The sequence below is a fragment of the Bacillus sp. HY001 genome (assembly GCF_007558965.1).
Classification (GTDB): Bacteria; Bacillota; Bacilli; order Bacillales; family Bacillaceae_G; genus Bacillus_A; species Bacillus_A mobilis.
The window spans coordinates 34,329-52,628 of record NZ_VLTE01000020.1 but is presented as its reverse complement, the minus strand read 5'-3'; the positions used below and the strand labels follow the sequence as shown (position 1 = coordinate 52,628).

Annotated in this window: 21 protein-coding genes; 20 read left to right on the top strand and 1 reads right to left on the bottom strand. The window is 34.2% G+C overall.

Annotated features, from left to right (window positions below; translation table 11 throughout):
- Window positions 1-131: 131 nt before the first annotated feature.
- From FOT98_RS33550 to FOT98_RS32335, 11 genes are all read left to right on the top strand, one after another.
- Complete coding sequence (locus FOT98_RS33550) at window positions 132-1,064, top strand: hypothetical protein (protein ID WP_000555803.1); 933 nt, start codon at window positions 132-134, stop codon at window positions 1,062-1,064.
- Between the two features lies 1 nt (window position 1,065).
- The gene (locus FOT98_RS11865; protein WP_000201160.1) at window positions 1,066-1,932 is read left to right on the top strand and encodes a hypothetical protein; all 867 of its coding nucleotides are present in this window, start codon (window positions 1,066-1,068) and stop codon (window positions 1,930-1,932) included.
- A gap of 42 nt (window positions 1,933-1,974) precedes the next feature.
- Window positions 1,975-2,178 carry a hypothetical protein gene (locus tag FOT98_RS11860; protein WP_000956364.1) on the top strand — a complete coding sequence of 68 codons (204 nt, stop codon included), beginning with the start codon at window positions 1,975-1,977 and terminating at the stop codon, window positions 2,176-2,178.
- A gap of 68 nt (window positions 2,179-2,246) precedes the next feature.
- Window positions 2,247-2,450 carry a hypothetical protein gene (locus FOT98_RS11855; protein ID WP_000879955.1) on the top strand — a complete coding sequence of 68 codons (204 nt, stop codon included), beginning with the start codon at window positions 2,247-2,249 and terminating at the stop codon, window positions 2,448-2,450.
- A gap of 72 nt (window positions 2,451-2,522) precedes the next feature.
- Window positions 2,523-2,729 (top strand): hypothetical protein, encoded by a 207-nt coding sequence (locus FOT98_RS11850; RefSeq protein ID WP_000879954.1) that lies wholly within the window; start codon window positions 2,523-2,525, stop codon window positions 2,727-2,729.
- A 71-nt stretch (window positions 2,730-2,800) separates the two neighbouring features.
- Complete coding sequence (locus FOT98_RS11845) at window positions 2,801-3,406, top strand: WxL domain-containing protein (RefSeq protein ID WP_000672678.1); 606 nt, start codon at window positions 2,801-2,803, stop codon at window positions 3,404-3,406.
- A 70-nt stretch (window positions 3,407-3,476) separates the two neighbouring features.
- Complete coding sequence (locus FOT98_RS11840; RefSeq protein WP_000844610.1) at window positions 3,477-4,562, top strand: DUF916 domain-containing protein; 1,086 nt, start codon at window positions 3,477-3,479, stop codon at window positions 4,560-4,562.
- Between the two features lie 31 nt (window positions 4,563-4,593).
- Window positions 4,594-6,519, top strand: a complete 1,926-nt coding sequence (locus FOT98_RS11835) for a WxL domain-containing protein (RefSeq protein WP_000871008.1) — start codon at window positions 4,594-4,596, stop codon at window positions 6,517-6,519.
- Window positions 6,520-6,557: 38 nt separating this feature from the next.
- Window positions 6,558-7,103 carry a hypothetical protein gene (locus tag FOT98_RS11830; RefSeq protein ID WP_078387195.1) on the top strand — a complete coding sequence of 182 codons (546 nt, stop codon included), beginning with the start codon at window positions 6,558-6,560 and terminating at the stop codon, window positions 7,101-7,103.
- Window positions 7,100-7,723 carry a hypothetical protein gene (locus tag FOT98_RS11825; RefSeq protein ID WP_001088469.1) on the top strand — a complete coding sequence of 208 codons (624 nt, stop codon included), beginning with the start codon at window positions 7,100-7,102 and terminating at the stop codon, window positions 7,721-7,723. Before FOT98_RS11830 ends, FOT98_RS11825 begins: the two co-directional genes overlap by 4 nt.
- A gap of 111 nt (window positions 7,724-7,834) precedes the next feature.
- Complete coding sequence (locus FOT98_RS32335; RefSeq protein ID WP_000130911.1) at window positions 7,835-7,996, top strand: hypothetical protein; 162 nt, start codon at window positions 7,835-7,837, stop codon at window positions 7,994-7,996.
- 238 nt (window positions 7,997-8,234) lie between these two features.
- On the opposite strand, the gene FOT98_RS11820 is transcribed toward FOT98_RS32335, so the two are convergent.
- A complete protein-coding gene (locus FOT98_RS11820) occupies window positions 8,235-9,050 on the bottom strand; it encodes a hypothetical protein (protein ID WP_001165543.1) in 816 nt (271 codons plus the stop codon).
- 348 nt (window positions 9,051-9,398) lie between these two features.
- On the opposite strand from FOT98_RS11820, the gene FOT98_RS11815 reads away from it, so the two are divergent.
- From FOT98_RS11815 to FOT98_RS11775, 9 genes are all read left to right on the top strand, one after another.
- On the top strand, window positions 9,399-9,950 hold the full coding sequence (locus tag FOT98_RS11815) for a hypothetical protein (protein WP_001027668.1): 552 nt from the start codon (window positions 9,399-9,401) through the stop codon (window positions 9,948-9,950).
- Between the two features lie 112 nt (window positions 9,951-10,062).
- A complete protein-coding gene (locus FOT98_RS11810) occupies window positions 10,063-11,838 on the top strand; it encodes an LPD1 domain-containing protein (protein ID WP_001048059.1) in 1,776 nt (591 codons plus the stop codon).
- Entirely contained in the window at window positions 11,828-13,141 is a 1,314-nt protein-coding gene (locus FOT98_RS11805) for a DUF3854 domain-containing protein (protein WP_001108764.1), read from the top strand. The genes FOT98_RS11810 and FOT98_RS11805 overlap by 11 nt, the downstream gene beginning before the upstream one ends.
- 362 nt (window positions 13,142-13,503) lie before the next feature.
- Window positions 13,504-13,953 (top strand): hypothetical protein, encoded by a 450-nt coding sequence (locus FOT98_RS11800; RefSeq protein ID WP_001124741.1) that lies wholly within the window; start codon window positions 13,504-13,506, stop codon window positions 13,951-13,953.
- A 105-nt stretch (window positions 13,954-14,058) separates the two neighbouring features.
- Window positions 14,059-14,781: a hypothetical protein gene (locus tag FOT98_RS11795; RefSeq protein ID WP_002019908.1), complete on the top strand. Its 723-nt coding sequence runs from the start codon at window positions 14,059-14,061 to the stop codon at window positions 14,779-14,781.
- 180 nt (window positions 14,782-14,961) lie between these two features.
- On the top strand, window positions 14,962-15,282 hold the full coding sequence (locus tag FOT98_RS11790; protein WP_000658768.1) for an ArsR/SmtB family transcription factor: 321 nt from the start codon (window positions 14,962-14,964) through the stop codon (window positions 15,280-15,282).
- A 182-nt stretch (window positions 15,283-15,464) separates the two neighbouring features.
- On the top strand, window positions 15,465-16,850 hold the full coding sequence (locus FOT98_RS11785; protein ID WP_000802654.1) for an FAD-dependent oxidoreductase: 1,386 nt from the start codon (window positions 15,465-15,467) through the stop codon (window positions 16,848-16,850).
- 79 nt (window positions 16,851-16,929) lie between these two features.
- Complete coding sequence (locus FOT98_RS11780) at window positions 16,930-17,133, top strand: hypothetical protein (RefSeq protein ID WP_000236376.1); 204 nt, start codon at window positions 16,930-16,932, stop codon at window positions 17,131-17,133.
- A 26-nt stretch (window positions 17,134-17,159) separates the two neighbouring features.
- Window positions 17,160-18,230, top strand: a complete 1,071-nt coding sequence (locus FOT98_RS11775; protein WP_000658827.1) for a flavin-containing monooxygenase — start codon at window positions 17,160-17,162, stop codon at window positions 18,228-18,230.
- Window positions 18,231-18,300 lie beyond the last annotated feature (70 nt).

Below are 18,300 nucleotides of genomic sequence, written 5' to 3'. Positions count from 1 at the left end.
CATAGGAAAAATTCATGGACAGCACATTATTACAGGGAAAATGTCAGCTAAAATGGAGAAAAAATTCCGTTCTGCTACTTCTGTAAATCCAGCTCTTTATGCACCGTTCCTATCACAACAGGAGGTGCAGTATGCATAGTTTGTTCGCCTATGGATGTATATTATTAATCTTTATTAGTGTAGTATTACTTGTTTTACTTTTTGCAAAATCTAAAGGTTCTGCACTTTCCCAATTTGTACAAGAAAATGAGAAAGAAGAAAGGCGCTTGGAATTAAGGAATATTAAAGGCATACGAATGTATCTTCCACAATCTGTTATCCAAGAAGCCCAAAAGTACGAGTGGAAATTGACGAAAAGCATGTACTGGGTATATACGATTCTTTCCGGAATGAGTATAGCAGCAATATTCTACTTCTCCTTTGGAAGAGATCCTTTTACACTGATTTCTGCTTTATGTGGATTTTTAGTTCCGAAATTTCTTCTCTATCGAAGAAAAAAACGTTACTACTTAGTTGTCATTGACCGTCTTTCTATTTATATGAAGGCAGTAGCGAATGCGCTTCAAATTAGTAATAACGCTAAACGCGTGTTAGTACAAGTAAAGCCAATGATGCATGAGAGCATTCAAGAAGAAATAGAAAAAGTTTCTCTTTTATTAGAAGGTGGAACTACAATGCACCGTGCATTTAAAGGATTCAATGAAACTTTTAATTTTAGAGAATTGGTTTTCTTCCATGAAATGTTGGAAGTGTGTAGTCGAGAAGGCGGATCGAATTCAGTACAAGTCTTATTAGATATTGCAGAAGATTTCGAAAAACAAAAGTTATATTTGGCAAGATTACGTTCTAGTTTGTCACAAGCACAACGTGCGTTTGTACAGAATTGCTTAATCGTGATTGCCATGCCGATTGTGATTATGTTGATGTCAAAAGAAGCATATGGATTTGTAGCAGGCTCTATGATGGGGAAAATTGCATTAGCGGTAAATATGTTCATTGTATTTTTCTTAGCGACCCGTGTAGAAAAGATTGCAAATTATAATCCAACAGAAAGAGGGGAATAAATTGGCTACGATTCTAGCTTTAGTGGTATTCGTTGTCATGTACTGGGTATTCTCTACCTTTCTACAAAGTAAAAAAGACAGCGGTAGCCTACTTACAAACTATGTAGAAAATGCAAAACGAATTGAAAAAAAGAATTTAAATCAAATGATGCTCGCTCCCTTCCAGTCGCTATCACATAAGTATCTGACAGAAGAAAAGAAAGAGCTGATCCAGAAAAAATTAGAAGAAGCTGGTTTGGATACGAAACCAGAAGAATATTTGAAAATGAAGGTAGCATATCCCATCATTTTCACCTCTGTTTTCTTGATATGTACAGTGTTTCACGATTACTACTTATTTAAAGTGGGCGTTTTGATTTCACCACTGCTTTATTTCTATCCAGATTATCTATTAAAGATAAGAATCAAGCAGGCGATAGAAGCAAGGAAGTTCGAATTACCGGAGTATTTAATTCCTATGCTGCAGTTGTTAAAAACACATACAACATTAGAAGCAGTAAAAAAGGCGCAGATATATGCTGGAAGACATCTTCGACCGTATGTATCTACACTTACAGCGGAATTAGAAATGTATGCGGGTTCGGATCAACCATTTAGAAACTTTGCAGCTGCCTTAAATAGTCCAGAGGTAAATACCTTTACAATTGCATTGCAACAAGCACAAAAAACGGACAAGGTACAGAGTCTACGTATTATGGATGCACAGATTAAAATGATGCGTGAGTTAAAACATGAGAACTATAATCGTCTCATTCAAAATAAGCCAATGGAAATGAATAAATTTAACGTTGCGCTTATTGGATGTATGCTTACTTCTCCGATGGTCATTCTTATTCAATCCTTAATGCAAGGATTTGCAAGTATATAGAAAAACATTATTCAAAATGGAATAGGTAAAGGAGCAAAATATATGCTAACGAAAATGAAGAATTGGGTAAAAAATGAAGACTCACAATTATCATCAGAAAATGGTATGTTAATCGCCTTGGCGGTAATTATTGTGCTAGTAATTGGACCATTTGTATGGAAAGCAATCCAAGGCGGCTATGATACAATTCTAGCTCGATTCACAAAAGCATCAAGCAATGCAGATGTGAATACTTGGAACAAGTAATAAAAGTTTTAGGTTCATGATGTTTATTATGTATATAGTTCAAATAAATGAATAAGGGAGATTCAATCATGTTAGCAAAAATGAAAAATTGGTTAAAAAATGAGGATTCACAACTATCATCAGAAAACGGTATGTTAATTGCCTTGGCGGTCATTATCGTATTAGTAATTGGGCCGTTTGTATGGAAAGCAATCCAAGGTGGTTATGATACGATCCTGGCACGATTCACAAAAGCATCAAGCAATGCAGACGTAAATTCTTGGAATAAGTAATAAAAGATTTAAATAATTAAGTTCTTATTTTAGTAAATTCTTAAAATCGATATATAAAGGAGACGAAATGTAATGTTAGCAAAAATGAAGAATTGGTTAAAAAATGAGGATTCACAACTATCATCAGAAAACGGTATGTTAATTGCTTTAGCGGTCATTATTGTATTAGTAATTGGGCCATTTGTATGGAAAGCAATCCAAGGCGGTTATGATACAATTCTAGCTCGATTCACAAAAGCATCAAGCAATGCGGATGTAGATTCTTGGAACAAAAAATAAATTTTAATTGAAAATAAGAGGGGGCGTGTTTTATATAGCTCCCTCCTTTTAAAATATAAGGAGGTACTATGATGAAATTCAGTAAAGTAATGATTCCTACATTAGCAACATTAGCCCTTGGCATGTCATTAATTAGTACACCTGCAAGTGCAGCAACAACAGCTGATACAAAACTAAATCAAAGTATAACAGGTGGGGAACATAATATTGCTGTTACACCAGTTAGTAACTTTAACGCGGTAACACTAAGTGGAGAAACGCAAGTGACACATGCAAATCCTGGTGTGCTAACAGTGACAGATGCAACTGGTTCAGGGAATGGTTGGAGAATCAATGTGAAAGCAGATCAATTTAAAGTGAGTGGAGATGCAAAGTCAAATCGGACACTTCCAAAGGGTTCCTTAGTTTTGAATAGTGGTGGTGCTGCTATAACGAAAGTAGGAGGGACAAGTTCACCCAATCCAGAGTTTAAAACGACTAACTTTATTATAGATACTGATAATCAAGTTACGATTTTAAGTGCGAAAAAAGATGAAGGTATGGGGAAATATAATGTTAGTTTCAATGATAAGTCTCTAGCTTTAACGTTAAATCCACATAGTACGTATGTTGAGAATAAGGCTGGTGCTACCTCATATGAGTCAAAACTGACATATTCTATTGTAACAGGACCTTAAAAGAAATTTATTATATAGAAGGGAATCACGTATGTATGATTCTCTTCTGTACATAGAAAGAAGGGGCAGAATGAAAAGCTATGTATATAAAATTTTAATTAGTATTTTGGTTGTGATTATATTCATTTTAAGTATAAGCTTAAAACCTTTTAAAGTAGTTTATGCAGAAGAAAAACAAGATAGTTTACCATTTGATGTAAGCATTCATGTCCCGGATAATCAACTAGGCGATATAAAAAATTATTTTAATTTACAGGTGAAAAAGAAACAGAATCAAACAGTAAAAATGGATGTACACAATAAAGCTAATACTCCAATCAAAGTCAATGTAAAAGTTGCTAACGCTCTCACCTCTACAAATGGAGGTATTATGTATGTACCAAATCGTGAAGTCTCACAAAGTATATTAACAGATACAGATTTCTATATGGATCAGTATGTACAAGCTCCTGACGCTGTTAACTTAGAGGGGAATCAAACGAAAACTATAGAGGTACATTTAACGACACCAAATCAAGATGGAGTGTTTTTAGGAGGATTATTATTTGAGTTAGCCCACGATACTAAAGCACAGAAGCTTGAAAAGGACGGATTGAACTTTTCTGTACATAATCGCATTGAATATGCGGTAGCAATACAATTGAATAATGAAGAGACTGAAAATTCAGTTAGTAAAGAACATCTTAAACTAAATGGCACAACTGTAGAATCTTATCCAACACAACCACAAGTCCATGCACTTATTCAAAATACAAATGCAAATATTGTAAGGGATGTAGCAGTTTACTATGAAGTTTTATCACAGGATAACGTTCTATTTCATGGTAATATTCCAGCGTTCAATGTAGCGCCAAAATCTAAGGTAGGATTAGCAATCCCATGGAAAGCGAAAGAATACAAAGATGGAAAGTATACACTAAAAGTCACTATAAAAGAGAATGGTATACCAAAAATATTTACAGAACAGATACGCATAACTGCTTCTAATGTAACAGAGTATGCGGAACAAACAGGTGCAATAAAAGTGTTGCCTGGATATTCTAATCAAATATATATAATAGCCGCTGGTGTTTTTATATTAATTATTTCAATGTTTGTATTTGTATGGTGGAGAAAAAAACATGCAAGTCAGAAGGAGCAAAATAAGGCAGCTTAGATAGCGTAAAAATGGAATGGGGGAGGAAACAGTGAAATGGGGGAAGATTCTTACTTCGATCATACTTTTAGGTGTATCGTGCGTAATTAGTGATTCAAAAGATAACTCTGTATTAGCTGATCAAATAGTAAAACAGCAAAGTGGTATTCCAACACTCACTGCAAGTGGAAAAGAAAATGAAGTGAAGCTAGAATGGGCGATTGATATCTTAGAGCAGGACGTCTTATGGAAAATTGATTTTAATAACCCCAAAGACGTTAATTTGATGAGTGGTTGGGGAGAGTTTTACGGAAACGGGAATCAAAGTTTACAATCTGAAGTCTTTTATCCAAATGGTACAGATACTAGTGGATACAAAGTATTTGATACAAAATCGGGAGGGAATCGTGTCTTATATCCTTATACAGTAAGAGAGAGTTCCATTGCTGTTTTTAAGCGATTAAACGTACCTAATAATGCTTATATTTCAGCAACGTTTAAAGCAAAGTCACAAGGATTAGGAAGAATTAGTTTCTATGGTGATGGAGGCTGGGAAACAGGGAGAGAATTTGACTATTATAATGCTACTGTTTTGAAAGATGTTCCAGGCGGTTCAAAAGAAATAGAAATTAGTAATATCTCTTTGTTTCCAGAGAAGGAACCGGGTACCAACATACCAAGGGATAGAAGACATATAACTTCGGATATAAACAAAGATGTGTATCAAGATTCCCCTATGATTGAAAAGGTAATACCGTATCAGGATGGTTCTGGAAAGGGAAAGATAATATTAAATAGTCCTATTGTGACCCCGATGAAACAAGGTGATCGCCTAAAAACAAGAAAATGGGCAGCACCTATCCAATTACCAAATAATCGTACGATCACAAAGAATGATTCTAATAAAGATATAAATGGATGGTCTACGTTTAGTATGAATACTCAAGTTGCAAATAATCCGTTTTATATTACCGAGCAACGAGGTGTAACTTTTTATATGCTTGCTTATTCAGAAGGGATTACCTATGTGGATGAGTTAAAAGTGGGATATGCATCGGAAGCGGAAGTATACAGGGGAAATCAGCAAATATATAAGGGTAGACTCTCTGACTATGTAGATAAAGAAGCAAAAGATCAGGCAGTGCCAACAACACCTGAAAGCTTCCAATTTGAAAATAGAGAACTGAAAGAAACTAAAGTAACGTTTGCCCCTGCTAAAGATGAAGGGAGTACCTATCATTATAAAATTCGTGGAGTTGGCAGGAATGGCGTTTCGGATTTTTCTAAGGAAGTTCCTGCAACTGTAACAAGTGGTGTAAAGGGATATGAATATGTAGTGAATGATAAATCCGACACTTCACTTGATAAAGTGGGTGGTGTTCAGTTTACAAATCAGACTAGCATTCAGTTTCCAACTGATTATGCGAAACCACAATATGTACATATCCGTACAGTAGATAAAGCTGGGAATAAAAGTACGACGAAGCATATATCTACAACACAAAAAGGACGAGTAGACATGCTTACTGTTCCTAAAAGTGTAGAGTTTACTCCTATTCAACTAAATGGAGAAAAGCAAAATTCATTTGGTACATTAGGGAAACTCATGATACATGATAGTCGAAATCAAGCGGATGGATGGAGATTGAATATGACAATTTCTCCATTTACAGAGCCGAATATTGCAAAACAATTGCCAAAGGGTTCTTTATCCTTAAAAAATCAGGTAAGTATAACTAAAGTAAAAGGTCCAGAGACAGGGAAACCTATCATACAAATTCCAAGTACACCTATTGATACTGGGGCGGCACACACTATTATACGGGCTTCAAAAGATGTAGCAATTGGAGAATATCAAGTCGATTTTGGACAAAATGGATTACAACTGCAGTTAGATCCAGGGACAACTTATGTAGGGAAGAATCGGCAAGCTACTTATACTTCTACGGTCACCTGGTCTCTAGTGAGTGGACCGTAATAATTCATTAAAATAGGAAAAAATAAGGAGAAAAAATTATGAGTATATATGTAATAGGAATACTACTAGGATATATGGCCCTGAATGTATTTACTGATTTGAAATATAGAAAAACGAAAAATATATGGCATTTGCTATTCTTAATTGTAGGTATAGGAATCACGTATTTTGCTGGAATAAGAACAGGGAAAGAGATTGTGATTGTACTAGCTATGGCATTAGCGTGTGGTTTGTTGTTAGAGACATTTAAATTTTCTTCACCCGGTGATACAAAAATGCTTGTGGTGGTAGCTATATATGTTAGTAATTTAGTGGAAGAATCAGCAATCCTTACTGCTATTACATTAACAGCTTTCCATTTACTATTCTTTTGGATTGCTAGTGTGTATCGATTAATTAAAATTTTGGGGTTTGTGGGGGCGTTTAAAGACCAATTGGAGCATGCTGCTTCTATATTTGGGGCAAAGCTACCAAAGAAAGATATACAGCTGATACAGAGCTTTCCGGGGGCTTGTTCTATTTTATTAGGAGCAATTGTATATGTTGCTTTCACTTTTTATCAAAACGGAGGTATTTTAGCTTGAATAGTAGAATCATTCATCAAAGAGAAACGTATATTTACTTCACGATATTCGCATTAGTAGGGGTACTTATTACCAATATGTTTATTAATATGGTGTTTATACTAGCGTATCCGTTACTTATCGGATTAATTGTACAGGTTGTCTTGCTTCAGAAGATAAAAAAACCGTTTTATCGGAGCGGAAAAGAATTAACGGAACAGTTAAAACTAAAAAACATATTCCTAGTAGAATCAAATATTTTAGGAGATGAAGAAGGAACAGTTTATGAGGTGCATCAAATGCCTTTTACATTCTCTAATGGATTAATTAATAAAGACAAGACTTATAAAGTGATAAAACAAGAGTATGAGAGAAAAGTCAAAGAGGATTTAACGAAAATTGCAAAATGGCAAGTTACAACAAAAGCTAGGCTTGTTACTACAACACATTTTCGTTTATATACAATTTGGCAGAAAAATAGTACAGGCTATCAATTAAAAAAAATAGAGGATTGTATTGATCCATATGCCAAGATGAACATTATACAATGGATGATTGCTTCCTTCTGTACGACTGGTCGTATTAAGTACGATAAAAAACCAAAAGAGTGGGCAAGTTATGAATGGATTACTTTAAGATAAATAAAAAAGACAGAAAAACTTCTGTCTTTTTTATTTTGGGCTTAAAATATGAAGTCAAAATGAATATATTAAATAGTGTAATAGATAAAATATTCGAAGGAGTAGATTTAATTGACTGATTTACCAATGATTTTAGGAATGCTATTTTGGTTAGGATGGGCTTTATTCTGCTGTTTAGCTCTTTTTAGAGCAAAAGATGAAAATAAGTACTTAAAAAGCCTCATGTTTAGTATGTTTATGACTATGTTAGTAATTAAGATGGGTGGATATTAATAGAGAATGTGTAGGGGGAATTTCCTGCCGTGTAAAATTAGTAGTTATTTATTTATCCCCTAAAAAAAGATCTCCATATAAAATGGAGGTCTTTTAAAATGACGATGAGATATGACTCAATATCTCGTGTAGGATACTTTAATTATACATGATTTCAAGAAAGTGAAAAAGAATATGCACGATATAACTATAAAATATTTGAAATGCTAAATTGTTAAAAATAGTATGCTTTTATGATTTATGTAATTATTCTTCTTGGTTGTGACATTTTTATTGGAGAATCGATTTTAAGATCATCAGGTGCATCAGGTACAAATTCATCACAAAAATAATTATGATAATTTGCTATCCATGAATATTTTTTTAGTAATTTATGATTATTTGCATAGGTATGTAATGCACTTAAAATCTGATTACGATGTGTTTCTAAATGGGGGAAGAATGGTGTGAAATCCCCATTAAACGCTTCTTCCTCGTACAATTCAAATAAAACATATAGGTAATTTAAAAACCACTCTCCGTCCATATCCTCAAGCAGTTCAAAATAAAAAGGGTTATCATATTGTGATGGGTAATAAGCCATATATTTATGTACTTGTTCTATACTTTTTTCACCTAGAATAATTCTAGGATAAACAGCTACTTGAGATTCTAGTTTATATGCTGTAATCAATTCAGGGCCGAAAACAGTTTCTTCATCCATGAAGTGAGGACCAACACTTACTCCACCACGTATAAAGAATCCATCAAGCGCTAAAGAGAATTGATATTGTGCTAGGTTAAGGAAAGTGGTTCCTAATTCTCCCTCGCCATCTCCATAAATAGGCCATCCAATTACCACGTTGTCAGTAAAAACCTTAACCTTTGCTAGCGACAATTGATTGGTGATAGCGTGTCGAGCTTTGTTTAATGATGTATGTATCTGATTTAAAAATACATCTCCTTCGTCGGAATTAATCGCTTTCATGCCCAATTGCGAAAATCCTAATACATCGATAAAAGATACAACTGAAGGAATTAATCTTGGATTATTTGAATCATACCCTATTTGCAAAATATTCTACCTCCTTTATATATTTGTATTATACCGCTAAATACTATAAATATATAACGACACTTGATAATACTTAATAAATTTAATAATATATAACTATATTTATTGTTTAATTGATTCCGTTTATTCCCACACCTTATTGTGTTGTGGTTGAGTTGTAGAAGCAAGTTGCGTCTTGTTTCACTTATGAAAGGGCTTCTTTGAGCCGATTAGTGTATATATAGCTTATTTTGCTATGCACATTTTTAATCGACTTGAAGAAGCCCTTTTTGTGTTGTTTTCAAGTCTGTTTGATTGTTAGAACCCATTATTACACTGGGCAAAATTATTATTTAGGGGGATTTATTTATGAATATCAGTTATGAAGTATCTTTATTTTGTTCTGCACATCCAGATGAACTTATTCCAAGTTTACGTGCATTACGAATGAGAGTTACAAAAGAAGGAGCATTTTGGGAACGAGATTGTTATCAGTTTTCCATTAAACCATCAAACTTGTCACAGCGAGCAGCAAAACAAGCAGGGGAAATCTATTTGTATCATGTTCATTTTAATGGATGTGTACGGGATTTCCTTTTTTTATTGGAAAGATGTTTTAGAGGAACGAGTTTTCGCTTTACTGCTATCCGTGGTTTTTTAAATGTAGAAGGGTATTCACTTAAGAAATGGAAACCAATTCTACGTAACCACCACATAAACTCTGCAGATGTAGATTGTATTTTCAAGAAAGATGATCTTGTAATGATTGTGCATCATCATGGAGGTTTAGAGGTGGTTAAGCGTGCGGAAAAAGGCGAACAATTAAAAAAAGTAAACTTCTTAGAGGTAGATAGCTGGTTACAAGCACTAAATCCGACAAAAGAGGATCTATTCTCTTTAACAGGTGTGAGTGTATCGTAATGAGTAATTTACATAACTATATGGAAGTGTACAGACAGAGGGAATGACAGAAATCCGTAGTGCAAAATGACTATGAATTTCTGTCTTTTATTTTATTCAGGAGGATTTTAGTATGAATTTATTTGAACTGTTTGGTTTAGAGGTTGGAGAAGACGTAATGGTACAAGATGTGAGAACAGATAAACAAGTTCGCAATCGATACAGTTATGATGTAGGTGAGAAATTAGTGGGAGCAAAGAAAGAGATACGAGCTTTAAAAGAATCATTTTTAGTATCATTTTCTTTAGAAATTTTAGCTGAAATTGAAAAAGAATCTCCAGTAGAGGCGCTAAATGCATTGGATCGAAATACATTGATTCCATTCTCTTTTGAACATGAAAAAGAAAATGATGTCCCACCACGTGTTGCAAAGTTAAAGCAACTGCTAGTGGGCAGAATTAATAAGAAGCCAATTGTAGATACACCGACTGCAAGGAAACTATATGTTCAAGCATGTAGAAGAATATGGCATGATATACAGTCGGTACATACCTCAGAACAATGGGTAGATCTTGTGGTCTCTTATGGAATGGAAATGAACAATAGTTGGTCTGCATTTAGAAAAAATAAGAATGTAACATTCACATTTAAAAGAATGGTAGAGGAATATTTTGATGAGTTTATTGATGCAGATGGTATGGAGTTATTAATATTAGGAAAGAAATTCATATCACTTTGCACAAATTCAAAAAGTATTAATTCTACGTATCTTCGTGTATCACATGAACTAACATGGAAGGATTTACTTACGAAAAAGGTTACGACTCGTAAGAAATCCGCAGCTGCTTGGAGTAGGAAACTGCCAGATACTCTGCAAAGAAAAGGACCAGAAGTAGAAATTGCTACCAAACCTGAAGACGTAGTTGCTATGTTTGGGTTGAAGGGGATGCAATTTGGTCATTATTGCACCGAACAATATGCAAAAGAACATATCGGGCATGTATCCGAAGCATTGCAGGATTTAGCTCGTATATTGGGAATTCCACCTGAGTATATAGGGTTAGGAGGACGCTTAGGACTTGCTATTGGTGCGAGAGGAAGCGGCAATGCATTAGCACATTATGAACCTTCTACCAAAGTCATTAATTTAACTCGTGATAATGGAGTCGGGGCATTGTGTCATGAATGGGGACATGCATTGGATCATTTCTTATATGATTGTAGTCACGATTTTCAAAATGGTAGTCTTGCTTTCTTATCAAGCGGGAAGAGTATTGGGAATATCTTGCCTGCTATTATCAAGGAAAAGATGCAAGCTGTGTTAGAGGCTTGTAAACAAGGAAAAGTTGCCAGAGTAATCAACGTGGAAAATGCCTACAGTAGAAAGTGGTATTTCTATGGTGGTGTTATCGATAGTTATGATGTGTTTAAAGGAAATCTTTCAAATATTTTAGAATCACATCATGCTAGTTTGTGTAGGAAGCTTGATACTTTATCAGGAGCTACAAAAACGCGTATGGAGCGTAAAATTGAAAAAGAATTCGAGAAAACCGCACAAATGTTAGCTGCATATCATTATAAAAAAACTGGCGAAAAACTTGTTGAAATATCCTATCAAGTGAAAGGGTCTATATACTTTGATACAGCCATTAAGTTAGATAAGAAGAGAACCAAAAAGTATTGGTCTACAAATCATGAGATGTTTGCTAGAGCATTTGAAGCATATGTAGAATCAGCTTTGCTAGATCAAGAACATAGAAACGATTATTTAGTTTGTGATACATATTCTTTTGTCTATCCGTTAGGAGAACAAAGAGAACATCTAAATAGAAGTATAAAGAGTTTAATGGAAGTAGCTGTTCCATATATAATAAATAGTATACAAGGAGTGGGAAATGATGAATTATAACATACAAAAAGGACAATTTCGTTTAACAACTGCACATCCAAGAGGAAGTTGGTGGGAATTTTATCGTGTTCCATGCCCAATCTGTAATGGTATTGGAAACTGTATGCTGCATGTTTCACAGGAGAAAGTAGCATGTACCCGTGTGGAAAGTAAGTGGGTATACGGTAAAAATTCAAGTAATCCAAGTTATATCCATTATCTAAATGGTAAGAAGCAATACCAATTACCAGAGGTAGATGTAGTAAAGGGGCATAGTAAGCGAAGTAAGGAAGAATTAGATGTATTTAATCGTAATTTAATCGGATTTTTGCCGTTAGAGGAGAAGCATCATATACATTTACTGCAAGATAGAAAAATGACTGAAGAAGAAGTACAGGTACGTCAATATCGTTCGTTTTTAAAGCAACAAATTGTGTTGGAAGATGATAATACGTACACAACTATTTGGGAAAAGTTATTTAAACAAATTGGCAAAAAAGATTGTTGGAAGGGAATACCTGGATTTTATGAAATGAAGAAAGGACAAACTTCTCTTCGTTTAATGGCAGGTTTTCCAGGAATTATGATTCCATTCCGAAACCAATATAATCAAATTGTTGGTTGGCAAGTACGTGTAGATGAAGTAAAGAACTCTGTTCATGTGAAATCTGGGCCTACAGGTATACAAGCCGAACTAGTCCAACAGCCTAATGTTGTGAAAATAACGAAAAACGAGGATTGTATCTATGAAGGAAAACTAGAAATAGGGAAAAATAAAGAATTATTAATCGACGGGGAAAAGGTTGTTGTAAAGATACATAAAGGTCAAAAATACTTATGGATCTCTTCAGCAAATAAAAATGAAGGAACCGGTGCGGGAGGTAGTGAAAATCCACTTCCTGTACATGTAGCGGTACCAAGCTCACATTTGAAACATTGGAAGTCTGGTATGCTGCACAAAACAAAATCAGTAATGATTACAGAAGGGCCGATGAAGGCGGATTTGATTGCCGATTTACTTCCTCAAAGACTAAATAAAGAAGAAATAGCTAAAGTAGGGACAACAGTTCTTGCGATTCCAGGTGTAAATGCATGGAGAATCGTTATGCCAGTATTAAAAGATATGGGAGTAGAAAATGTATACTTAGCATTTGATGCTGACTTAGTAGAGAATGAAAAAGTAAGAGCTGCCTTAATTGCTTTTGCGACAGAGTTAAAGAAAGAGGGCTATAACGTAATTATTGCGGCATGGAACCCAGCACAAGGGAAAGGTCTGGATGATGCAATGCAAGCTGCTTTCAAACCAGTTTTTCGCACAATATAAAAAATCATAATGTGTAATTACAACAAAGTCGTGGATTATACAAGAAAGTTGTTTATTCTACAACAAAGTTATACATGATACATGAAAGATGTAGACTTAAAATATTATTAGATTATATGAGGAAAAGCATGACAATTGTACGTCATGCTTTTTTTTATAGGTCAAAAAAGGAATTTTAGGAGGTTTTAAAGAATTAATAATGGTTAGGATTCTGTATTGACAAAATTATTGTTTTTATTGAGGTATATATTAAATAGAAATTTGAAGAATTATACTAATTATTAATTTAAGAAGTCGGTTTTACATACATGCATATATATATCTAACTTTTTAGTTAAGACATAATAAAGGGAGCTATAGTAATGCCAAAAAAATTTATAATTTCTAAACAAAGCGACATGGCTGGATTTTCATCTTTTAAGTGCTCATTTTGTGGAGAAGAATTTAAATTAAGAGCCGATGAAGTACAAGAAGATGATGTTATGGAGTTATTTTGTCCTAGTTGTGGTATTCCTTGTCCAGTTTCTACATACTACACTGAGGATATTAAGGAAAATGCTATGATATTAGCAGAGAATGAAATGGCAAAAGCGGTAAATGATCTATTTAAAGGATTAGAAAAGTCTTTGAAAAGAAGTAAGGGCATGAAATTTAAAGCTGGGAAACTTATGACAACAAAACAACCAAGAGTATTATATGAAAAAGATGATTTAGATGAAGTGATGTTTTTATGTTGTGATAGAAAAGCTAAATTAACTATATTAACTAAAGCAGGTCATTCTCCATTTTGTCCATACTGTGGGGTGAATTAGTTGGAAGCTTCAGTTCTTATTCCTATTAAAAAATTTAAAATTCTCTCTAAAAATTTTAGGAGAGTCTCTGGAGATTTGTTGAATTCAAGTGATATACATGAGACCATGAGATTGGCTAAAAAGTTTGTTACATATATTGAAAGTGAACCTATTATTTATGACTTTATACGTAAATGTCATACACAAGACTATAATTTAGAGGAAATGATAGGACTAAAGACATATGGTTCAAAGTATGATATTCCTATTGATAATAATGAAGAAATCAGCTTTATTTATCAACTTTTAAAATATGCAACAGTGCACTTAAATGATTATCATGAATTAACATTTGGATATGCTTTCTATAAAGGAGCAAAATTTTCAGATCAAGTACGAGAATTTAATTATCAAGTTGTAAGACTTTTAGTAAATCATATTACAGATTATTTAGAGGAGATGGCAATTGAATTGGGAATTGATGAAAAACCGAATGCAAAAGTATTAATTCAAGGTAATGTAGGACAATTTAATTATGCAGAACAAGGGAATATTGAAGCTAATCAAATAAATAACCAAGATGAGGGGAAGGAGCTTAAAAAAATAGCTCAAGAACTAATGGAACTCCTAAGAGGGGCATCTATGGAAAATAAAGATGTTCAAGAAGATGCTATAGATTTTGTTGGAGAGGTAGTACAAAATATCGAGGAAGGTCATGAACCGAAGCCGTCTCTTCTTAGAAGAACAACAAATGCTTTGACGGAAATTAATTCAACGGTGGAAGGGGGATCTCAACTTGCTATTAAGATTGGTCAATTTGTAAATCTAGTGAGCAGTTGGATTTCTTAAAAAGTCAGTGGTTTACGTTAATATTAAAAAGACATTTACGGATGATATTAGTAAATGTCTTTTTAATTAATAATTACTTTTGCAACTAATAAATCAATTTTTTTTGATTTATTAGTTGCAAAAGTAATGAAAGGCATATATATTATAAATATCAAAAAAAATTGATGAAAGGAAATTACCATGAAAGAAATAAAATTATACAATCAATCAACTCCTCAATCCTTTGAAAAATATGAAAAAAAGTTCAAAGCATTGGCAGATCAAAAAAGGTTACACATCTTGTATGAATTGTGCCAACGTGGAGAAACTTGTGTATGCGATTTAACGGGTGTTCTTGAATTACCACAATCAAAACTTTCGTATCATTTAAAACTTTTACTTGATGCAAATCTTATTACAAAAGAAACAAAAGGGACATGGAGTTACTATAACATTAATAAAGAAGAAGTAGATGCACTATTATCTGAGCAATTATGCTGTATATTTCGTCCTATGTCATAATTTTGGTTGGGGCGAAATAGCATTTTAATATATTATTAATCAATTTTTTTTGATCAATACAGCTTTTTATAAATGATTAAACTCGAATAATCATTCTGGTATTTAAATCAACTTTTTTTGATTTAAATAATTAAATTTATATTTTACACTTACAAATTTAAAGAAAATTAGGAGGTTTTTTTATGAAACCTATTCAACTTTCATTCAAAGTACAAGATTGTTGTGGAACAGACAATCAAACATTACAAAGCAATATCGATATGCAAGGATTAAAACAGTTACCAGTTGCCATTATTGGGGGAGGTCCTGTAGGTTTAGCTGCAGCTGCACATTTAGCAAAACATGGTGAATCATTTATCTTATTAGAAGCTGGGGCAAATATAGGTTCAAACATCCTTACATGGGGCCATGTGCGGTTATTCTCACCTTGGCAATATAACATAGATAAAGCAGCTCTAGCTCTTCTTGAACAACATGGCTGGGAATCACCAGACATAAAAGCATTACCAACAGGAAGAGAAATTGTAGAACAATACTTACAACCGCTTGCGAATCTTCCGGAAATTAAACCATTTATCCATTTGAATACTAAAGTACTATCTATAGGTAAGAAGGATACAGATAAAATGAAAACAACGAATCGTGAAAAAATGCCATTTATGATCTATACAGAAAAAGAAGGTGTACTTCAAGTTTATGAAGCTAGAGCGATATTAGATGCTTCCGGTACGTGGGGAAATCCAAATCCGGCAAATTCTAATGGTATCTGGTTGAAAGAAGAGCAATCCCTTAACGAGCATATTTTTTATGGTATTCCAGATATATTAGGAAACGAACAAAAGCGATATGCCAATAAGCATGTAGCTGTCGTTGGAAGTGGTCATTCTGCAATCAATGCTTTATTGGAGTTGGCAAAATTAAAGGAGTCCTATCCAGGGACTAAGATTGTATGGATTATGAGAAAGCAACGTGTGGAAGAAGCATACGGGGGAGAGGAAAAAGATGCTCTTGAAGCGCGCGGAACCTTAGGTAGCCACATTCATCAATTGGTTGATGAAGGAATCGTGGAAGTAATGACACCATATAAAATTCAATACGTAGTTAGTACAAAAAATGGAATGGACATTGTAGGTCATCAAGATGAGAAAGAAATAAAAATTACTGATATCCAAGAGATGATTGTAAATACAGGGAATCGTCCTAATTTATCTATGATAAGTGAAATACGTACTTCTATTGATACTGCTACTGAAAGTGTAGGGGCTTTAGCACCACTAATCGATCCTAACCTTCATAGTTGTGGCACTGTTCGCCCCCATGGTGAAAAAGAGCTTCGACACCCAGAGAAAGGTTTCTATATTGTAGGTTCAAAAAGTTATGGAAGAGCGCCTACTTTCCTTATGGCGACAGGATATGAACAAGTTAGATCTATAGTTGCTTACCTTACTGGTGATTATGAGGCAGCTGAAAAAGTAGAACTTGATTTGCCAGAGACTGGTGTTTGTAGTGTGAATGTAAAGCCTAATAAAGTAGATGATTCATGTTGTGGTACAGAATCTTGTTGTTAAGGAGACTGACTGTAAGGAGTAGTAATTTATATTACGCCTCCTTACAGAAGAATTAAGTTTGAAAGGAGAACACAATGAAATGGTTATTAATCATGCGGGTAATTTAAAGAAAGACTATTTTGTATCCTATATAAGATTAATAATGAATGCCCACCAATGTAATGTTGAAAATGCAAAGGATTATGTTTTTCAAAGTATGTTCAGACTCGAAAAAAACAGTTTAGGAAAGAAAACTTATCAGAGTTTCCTTGAAGCGTATCGAGAATTAAAAGAATCTAATTAAATAAGTAAATCAAAGGTGGGATAATGATGAAAGAAATATTAGATTCCATTGTAATTGGAGGAGGGCAAGCTGGTCTTGCGTCTGGTTATCACCTTCAAAAAAAAGGATTACAGTTTTTAATATTAGAAGCGAGTGAGCGAACAGCTGGGTCTTGGCCTTACTATTATGAAAGTCTGAAATTGTTTTCTCCCGCACGTTTTTCATCGTTACCTGGAATGCAATTCCCAGGGCATCCTGATGATTATCCCACGAGGAACGAAGTGATTGATTACTTGCAAAATTATGTGGACAATTTTCAGCTACCAGTTATGTTAAATCAGCGAGTAGAATCTATAGAAAAAGAAGATGGAATATTTAAAGTTCAAACAGTCTCTGGAAAGACATTTTTGACTAGAACTATTATAAATGCAACTGGTTCTTTCCACAGTCCGTTTAATCCGATAATAAAGGATCAAGAGGAATTCAAGGGGAATATTATACATTCCGCTATGTATCGGAGTCCGAATCAGTATATTAATCAAAGAGTAGTGGTGGTGGGGCGGAGAAATTCAGCTGTCCAAATTGCACTTGAACTGGCCGATGTAAGTAAAGTATCTTTAGCTGTACGAAAGCCTGTTCAACTCATGAAACAAAAAGTGTGGGGGAAGGATTTACATTTTTGGCTTAAGGTATTAGGTGTAGATACCTTTCCGTTTTGGCGATTTGGAAAAACAGCACCGAGTTCAGGAGGAGTCATCGATTTAGGTGATTACAAGGAACGATTAGCTAGGGGGAATCCAGATCAAAGGTCTATGTTTACATCTTTTTACACTGATGGTGTAGTTTGGCCTGATGGGAAGAAGGAGCCAATCGATACGGTCATTTTTGCAACGGGCTATCACCCTAATCTCTCTTACTTCAATGCTATTGGAGCACTGGACTCAGAAGGAAGACCTTTACAAATAGCTGGTGTAAGTACAGAGGTCCAAGGGGTGTATTATGTTGGCTTGGAAGGTCAACGTTCGTTTTCTTCTGCGACATTAAGGGGAGTTGGATCGGATGCTAAATTTGTTGTGAGAAAGCTAATAAGCTATTTGAAAAATGAATATTTTAGATAATGATATTAACCCTATGACTTGGTGGGGATTTGGTTACGTCCTTAAATTGCACAACTTAAGTCAAAAATCA

Excerpts from the sequence above, each read along its gene's own strand:
- FOT98_RS11805 (WP_001108764.1), top strand. The coding sequence starts at position 11,828 with ATGAATTATAACATACAAAAAGGACAATTTCGTTTAACAACTGCACAT.
- FOT98_RS33550 (WP_000555803.1), top strand. The coding sequence starts at position 132 with ATGCATAGTTTGTTCGCCTATGGATGTATATTATTAATCTTTATTAGT.
- FOT98_RS11800 (WP_001124741.1), top strand. The coding sequence starts at position 13,504 with ATGCCAAAAAAATTTATAATTTCTAAACAAAGCGACATGGCTGGATTT.
- FOT98_RS11815 (WP_001027668.1), top strand. The coding sequence starts at position 9,399 with ATGAATATCAGTTATGAAGTATCTTTATTTTGTTCTGCACATCCAGAT.
- FOT98_RS11845 (WP_000672678.1), top strand. The coding sequence starts at position 2,801 with ATGAAATTCAGTAAAGTAATGATTCCTACATTAGCAACATTAGCCCTT.
- FOT98_RS11810 (WP_001048059.1), top strand. The coding sequence starts at position 10,063 with ATGAATTTATTTGAACTGTTTGGTTTAGAGGTTGGAGAAGACGTAATG.
- FOT98_RS11855 (WP_000879955.1), top strand. The coding sequence starts at position 2,247 with ATGTTAGCAAAAATGAAAAATTGGTTAAAAAATGAGGATTCACAACTA.
- FOT98_RS11860 (WP_000956364.1), top strand. The coding sequence starts at position 1,975 with ATGCTAACGAAAATGAAGAATTGGGTAAAAAATGAAGACTCACAATTA.
- FOT98_RS11780 (WP_000236376.1), top strand. The coding sequence starts at position 16,930 with ATGGTTATTAATCATGCGGGTAATTTAAAGAAAGACTATTTTGTATCC.
- FOT98_RS11785 (WP_000802654.1), top strand. The coding sequence starts at position 15,465 with ATGAAACCTATTCAACTTTCATTCAAAGTACAAGATTGTTGTGGAACA.
- FOT98_RS11790 (WP_000658768.1), top strand. The coding sequence starts at position 14,962 with ATGAAAGAAATAAAATTATACAATCAATCAACTCCTCAATCCTTTGAA.
- FOT98_RS11795 (WP_002019908.1), top strand. The coding sequence starts at position 14,059 with ATGAGATTGGCTAAAAAGTTTGTTACATATATTGAAAGTGAACCTATT.
- FOT98_RS11775 (WP_000658827.1), top strand. The coding sequence starts at position 17,160 with ATGAAAGAAATATTAGATTCCATTGTAATTGGAGGAGGGCAAGCTGGT.
- FOT98_RS11830 (WP_078387195.1), top strand. The coding sequence starts at position 6,558 with ATGAGTATATATGTAATAGGAATACTACTAGGATATATGGCCCTGAAT.
- FOT98_RS11840 (WP_000844610.1), top strand. The coding sequence starts at position 3,477 with ATGAAAAGCTATGTATATAAAATTTTAATTAGTATTTTGGTTGTGATT.
- FOT98_RS11850 (WP_000879954.1), top strand. The coding sequence starts at position 2,523 with ATGTTAGCAAAAATGAAGAATTGGTTAAAAAATGAGGATTCACAACTA.